General features: G+C 62.6%; 1 pseudogene. It reads right to left on the reverse strand.

Annotation, left to right across the window (positions count from 1 at the left end):
* Positions 1-943: pseudogene (locus ABD931_RS29105) on the reverse strand (hypothetical protein); the annotation flags it as partial.

Raw genomic sequence — 943 nt, forward strand, 5'->3', positions numbered from 1 at the left:
ACACTGCCCTGACCGCCGAAGCAGGCGATGGAGGTGCTCACCGTGGCCGTGGCCGTTACCGCTGTAGGCTGCGTCAGAGTGATCTCCGTTGTAGCCGCACACCCGTTGGCATCCGTCACCGTGAAGCTGTAAGTGCCCGCCGTTAAGCCCGTGGTCTGGCCCGTCACCTGGTAAGGTGCCGTGCCGCCTGTGCCTACCACGCTGACACTGCCCTGACCGCCGAAGCAGGCGATGGAGGTGCTCACCGTGGCCGTGGCCGTTACCGCTGTAGGCTGCGTCAGAGTGATCTCCGTTATGGCCGCACACCCGTTGGCATCGGTCACTGTAAAGCTGTAAGTGCCCGCTACCAGACCTGTGGTCTGGCCCGTCACCTGGTAAGGTGCTGTGCCGCCTGTGCCTACTACGTTTACTGATCCTGTACCGCTAAAGCAGGCGATGGAGGTGCTCACCGTGGCCGTGGCCGTTACCGCTGTAGGCTGCGTCAGAGTGATCTCCGTTGTGGCCGCACACCCGTTGGCGTCAGTCACTGTAAAGCTGTAGGTGCCCGCTACCAGACCTGTGGTCTGGCCCGTCACCTGGTAAGGTGCTGTGCCGCCTGTGCCTACTACGTTTACTGATCCTGTACCGCTAAAGCAGGCGATGGAGGTGCTCACCGTGGCCGTGGCCGTTACCGCTGTAGGCTGCGTCAGAGTGATCTCCGTTGTAGCCGCACAGCCGTTGGCATCCGTCACTGTAAAGCTGTAAGTGCCCGCCGTTAAGCCTGTGGTCTGGCCCGTCACCTGGTAAGGTGCCGTGCCGCCCGTGCCTACTACGCTGACACTGCCCTGACCGCCGAAGCAGGCGATGGAGGTGCTCACCGTGGCTGTGGCCGTTACCGCTGTAGGCTGCGTCAGAGTGATCTCCGTTGTAGCCGCACAGCCGTTGGCATCCGTCACCGTGAAGC

It is taken from the genome of Nibrella viscosa, assembly GCF_039541875.1.
Classification (GTDB): domain Bacteria; phylum Bacteroidota; class Bacteroidia; order Cytophagales; family Spirosomataceae; genus Nibrella; species Nibrella viscosa.